At 66.6% G+C, this 583-nt stretch carries 1 protein-coding gene; it reads left to right on the top strand.

The window, feature by feature from the left end; translation table 11 throughout:
- Window positions 1-26: 26 nt before the first annotated feature.
- Window positions 27-583 (top strand): sensor histidine kinase (locus ACYVDE_RS25655; protein ID WP_460504329.1); only part of this gene is annotated, 557 nt, incomplete at its 3' end.

The raw sequence follows: 583 nt of genomic DNA, 5'->3' as shown, positions 1-583 counted from the left end.
CCGACGACCCGGCCGCCGCCCCGCTCGTGGCCGACCTCTACGGCGCCACGCTGCGCCTTTCGCGCCTGCACCAGGCCCTGAGCCTGCTGAGTAAAATTGAAAACCGCCAGTTTCCAGATGCCGCGGCCGTGCGCCTCGACGACTTATTGCGGGAGAAAATGGCGCAGTTCGAACCGCTCTTTGCCGCCCGCGACCTCCGCTACGGCCTCGACAGCAACTCCGGGCCCGTAGTGGTGCACATGCACCCCGGCCTGGCCGATTCGCTGCTGCAAAACCTGCTGCAAAACGCCGTGAAGCACAACGTGCCCGGTGGCGAGCTGGCCGTGCGCCTGTCGGCCACCGAGCTGAAAGTGAGTAATACCGGTCCGGCCGTGGAGGGCGACCCGGCCCGCTTTTTCGAGCGTTTCCGAAAGCACAATGCCGCTTCCGACTCGCCAGGCCTAGGCCTGAGCATCGTGCAGCACATCTGCGAGTACTATGGTTTCGGAGTCGAATACTCGGTGGCGAAGCAGGGCACCCGCCACACCTTGCGCGTGATGCTGTCGGCCCCCGCTCAGGCGCCAGGCGCCCGCCGCGATGCGCC

The sequence above is a fragment of the Hymenobacter agri genome, from assembly GCF_054778495.1.
Note: the sequence above shows the minus strand (reverse complement) of the source record. Positions and strands in the feature narration are given on the sequence as shown.